This is a genomic window from Streptomyces sp. NRRL WC-3742 (genome assembly GCF_000720635.1).
In the GTDB taxonomy this organism is placed as follows: domain Bacteria; phylum Actinomycetota; class Actinomycetes; order Streptomycetales; family Streptomycetaceae; genus Kitasatospora.
Genome location: NZ_JOCF01000147.1, coordinates 1 through 3,463 on the forward strand (window position 1 = coordinate 1; position 3,463 = coordinate 3,463).

General features: G+C 74.4%; 4 protein-coding genes. 2 read left to right on the forward strand and 2 right to left on the reverse strand.

What is annotated here, in order from left to right; all coding sequences use genetic code 11:
- Positions 1–85 precede the first annotated feature (85 nt).
- Positions 86–1,033: a TIGR01777 family oxidoreductase gene (locus IH61_RS0139595; protein ID WP_031079244.1), complete on the forward strand. Its 948-nt coding sequence runs from the start codon at positions 86–88 to the stop codon at positions 1,031–1,033.
- A 64-nt stretch (positions 1,034–1,097) separates the two neighbouring features.
- On the opposite strand, the gene IH61_RS0139600 is transcribed toward IH61_RS0139595, so the two are convergent.
- On the reverse strand, positions 1,098–1,664 hold the full coding sequence (locus IH61_RS0139600) for a MarR family winged helix-turn-helix transcriptional regulator (RefSeq protein ID WP_031079246.1): 567 nt from the start codon (positions 1,662–1,664) through the stop codon (positions 1,098–1,100).
- A 64-nt stretch (positions 1,665–1,728) separates the two neighbouring features.
- On the opposite strand from IH61_RS0139600, the gene IH61_RS0139605 reads away from it, so the two are divergent.
- Positions 1,729–2,508 carry a class I SAM-dependent methyltransferase gene (locus tag IH61_RS0139605; protein ID WP_031079247.1) on the forward strand — a complete coding sequence of 260 codons (780 nt, stop codon included), beginning with the start codon at positions 1,729–1,731 and terminating at the stop codon, positions 2,506–2,508.
- Positions 2,509–2,567: 59 nt separating this feature from the next.
- On the opposite strand, the gene IH61_RS0139610 is transcribed toward IH61_RS0139605, so the two are convergent.
- Complete coding sequence (locus IH61_RS0139610; RefSeq protein ID WP_031079248.1) at positions 2,568–3,308, reverse strand: class I SAM-dependent methyltransferase; 741 nt, start codon at positions 3,306–3,308, stop codon at positions 2,568–2,570.
- Positions 3,309–3,463 lie beyond the last annotated feature (155 nt).

Here is a 3,463-nt window from a genome sequence, read left to right on the forward strand (position 1 = left end):
GGCCCCTCGAACCCCGGACCCCCACTTTTGAACACGTTCATATGTGCCCTAGGCTCTCCCTGAGCACCACCGAAGGGGGAACCTCATGAAGATCGTGCTGCCCGGAGGCACCGGGCACGTGGGCAGGCTCCTGCGACACGAGTGGACCGCCGCCGGCCACGAGGTCGTCGTCCTGACCAGGCGGCCCGGCAGCCCCGACGGCCGGGAGATCCACTGGGACGGCCGCACCCTCGGCCCCTGGGCCGAGGCGGTCGACGGCAGCGACCTCGTGGTCAACCTCGCCGGCCGCAGCGTCGACTGCCGCTACACCCCGGACAACCTCCGGGCCATGATGGACTCCCGCGTCCACTCCGCCCAGGCCGTGGGCGAGGCCATCGCCGGGGCCGCCCGCCCGCCCCGGCTCTGGCTCCAGATGAGCACCGCCACCATCTACGCCCACCGCTTCGACGCCCCCAACGACGAGGCCACCGGCCTGATCGGCGGCACCGAACCGGGCGTCCCCCGCTACTGGTCCTACAGCGTCGAGATCGCCAAAGCCTGGGAGCGGGCGCAGGAACAGGCCGACACGCCGCACACCCGCAAGGTCGCGCTGCGCACCTCGATGGTGATGAGCCCCGGGCGGGGCGGCGCCTTCGACCTGCTCCTGCGCATGGCCCGGCTGGGGCTCGGCGGCCCGGTCGCGGGCGGCGGCCAGTACATGTCGTGGATCCACGGCCAGGACCTCGTCCGCTCCCTCGACTTCCTCACCGCCCGCGAGGACCTCAGCGGCCCGGTGAACCTCGCCGCGCCCAACCCCCTGCCCTACGGCGACTTCATGCGGGGAGTCCGCAGGGCCTGGGGCGTCCCGGTGGGCCTCCCGGCCACCCGCTGGATGGCCGAACTCGGCGCCTTCGCCCTCCGCTCGGACACCGAGCTGCTGCTCAAGAGCCGCCGCGTCGTCCCCGGCCGGCTCCTGGAGGCCGGCTTCGCCTTCGAGCACCCCCGCTGGCCCGAAGCCGCCGCCGACCTCGTCCGCCGCGTCCGGTCGGCGTAGAGCCGCCCGGACGCAGCCCCGGACGCACCCCTGACGCACCCCGCGTCCAGCGCACCGGCCGCACCTAACGCACCGGCCGCGTCGCCTCCTCGATCCGCCGCTGGTTCTCGACCAGCCGCAGGCACAGGTGCCGGAACCGCGCGAGGTCCTCCTCGGTGAACCCGTGGAAGACAGCGGACATCGCCCGCCGCGTCGGCTCGCGGAACGCCTCCAGCCACTCCTGCCCGGCCCCGGTGATCAGCACCCGGACCGACCGGCGGTCCTCCGGGTCCTGGAGGCGCCGCACCAGTCCGTCCCGCTCCAGGGTGTCCACCAGCCCGGTGACGTTGCGCGAGCTCACCCCGGCCGCCCGCGCCAACTCCCCGATGCTGAGCCCGTCTCCGCCTTCCCCGCCCGCCGCGCTCAGCCGCGCCAGCACGTCGAGCGCCCCCGCGCTGAGCCCCCGCCCGCCCGCGCCCTGCGACCGCAGCCGGTCCACCGCCTGCGAAGCCGACCGCACGGCCGCGGCCGCCTCCAGCGCCGGCACGCCCTCCCCCGCCATGAACGCCTCCATGCTCACTCGGACCCCGCTGTCGTAGAGGAACCCCTCGGGGTCCGCCGCCAGCCTCTGAGATTTATGTACGTCCTTCATAATGAAGTAATACCCTACCCACCCCGAGCCGTCACCGCCAGCCCGGTGCGGCTACCTTGATCGAATGGACAAGGACCGACACCCGCTCCATGCCTCCTCGTTCGGCGCAGCCGCCGCCGCGTACGCCGAGCACCGCCCCGACTACGCGCAGGCCGCGGTGCGCTGGGCGCTCGAACCGGCGCCCGGCCCGCGCGTCCTCGACCTCGGTGCCGGTACGGGCAAGCTCAGCGCCACCCTGGTCGCCCTCGGATTCGACGTCGTCGCCGTCGAGCCCGACCCGGCGATGCGGGCCGAACTGCACCGCGCGGCGCCGGACGTACGGGCCCTGGCGGGCTCTGCAGAAACGATTCCGCTCCCGGACGCCTCGGTCGACGCCGTCCTCTCCGGCAACGCCATGCACTGGTTCGACATGGCCGTCGCGGGCCCCGAGATCGCCCGCGTCCTCGCCCCCGGCGGCGTCCTCGCGGGCCTGTGGAACCTCCTGGACGACCAGGTCGCCTGGGTCGCGGGCCTCGCCCGGATCGCCGGCCGCGCCGCCGTCGGCCCGCGCGACACCCCGGCCGCCTGGCGCGCCACCAGCGCCGGCCTCCACCTGCCCCCGGCCGGCCACCCGGCCCGCTTCGGCTCGCCCGAACAGGCCGAGTTCCCCCACGGCCAGCGCCGCACCGCCGACTCGCTGGTCGCCACCCTCTCCACCCGCGCCGGGATGATCGTCATGCCGGACCAGGAGCGGTACGCCGCCCAGGACCGCATCCGCGCCTTCCTCGTCGCCCAACCCGAGACGGCCGAGGGCGAGTTCACCCTCCCGATGGCGACCGGCGTCCTCCGCACCCGTCGCCTCTGAACGCCCGTCGCACAGGAAGTCGGCCCGCCCGACTTCCTGTGCGACGCGCTACGGCGGCCTTAGGCCGTGTCTTTCGGCTCACGCCGGAACAGCCCCGTCCACAGGAACGGCACCCCGAAGCACTCCGCCTCCGGCGACTCCTCCCGCATCCGGCGCAGTTCGACCTCCTCCAGGTCCGAGAAGATCCGCCGCAACTCGCCCGGCGTGTACGCGAGCCCGCCCTCCAGAGCACCCACCCGGTACAGCTCCGCGTCCGCCCGCTCCGAACCCGTCCCGCCCTCCCCCGCCGCGAAGCAGGTCAGCACGAAGTGGCCGCCGGGCGCCAACACCCGCTCCAGCAGCGCCAGGTAGCCGATCCGCCGGTGCGGCGCCAGGTGGTGGAAGCACCCCGAGTCCACGACCAGGTCGTACGGCCCGTCCAACTCCCCCGCAGGCAGGGCGAACGCGTCCCCGCACAGGAACCGCACATCCGCACGGGCCTCCCGCGCCCGCTCCCGCGCCCAGTCCACCGCGACGGGCGACAGGTCCACCGCGTCCACCGCGAACCCGCGCGACGCCAGGTACAGGGCGTTGCGCCCCGGCCCGCACCCCAGGTCCAGCGCACGGCCCGGAGCGACCGGCCCCCGCTCGACGTACCCGACCAGGCTCTCGTCCGGCTTCGCCACGAAGAACGGCACCGGCTTCCCCCGGTCCGCGTAGAAGCCGTCCCAGAACCCCCGACCGCCCCCGGCGCCCTCCGGCGTGAAGAACCCGTCCAGCAACGAGAGGACATCCTCGACAGTGCGTACCGTCCGGCTCATCCGGCCCCCTTCCGACTGCCCCGATCCTAGGAAGTGATCCACCGAAAGACCAGGTCAGAGGGCATGCACCGACCCCCGGAACACCCCCCGGAACGTCCCGTCGCAGAAGCCCGCGCCCCCGACCCCGACCCCCGCGCCGGGCCCCGCCCCCACCC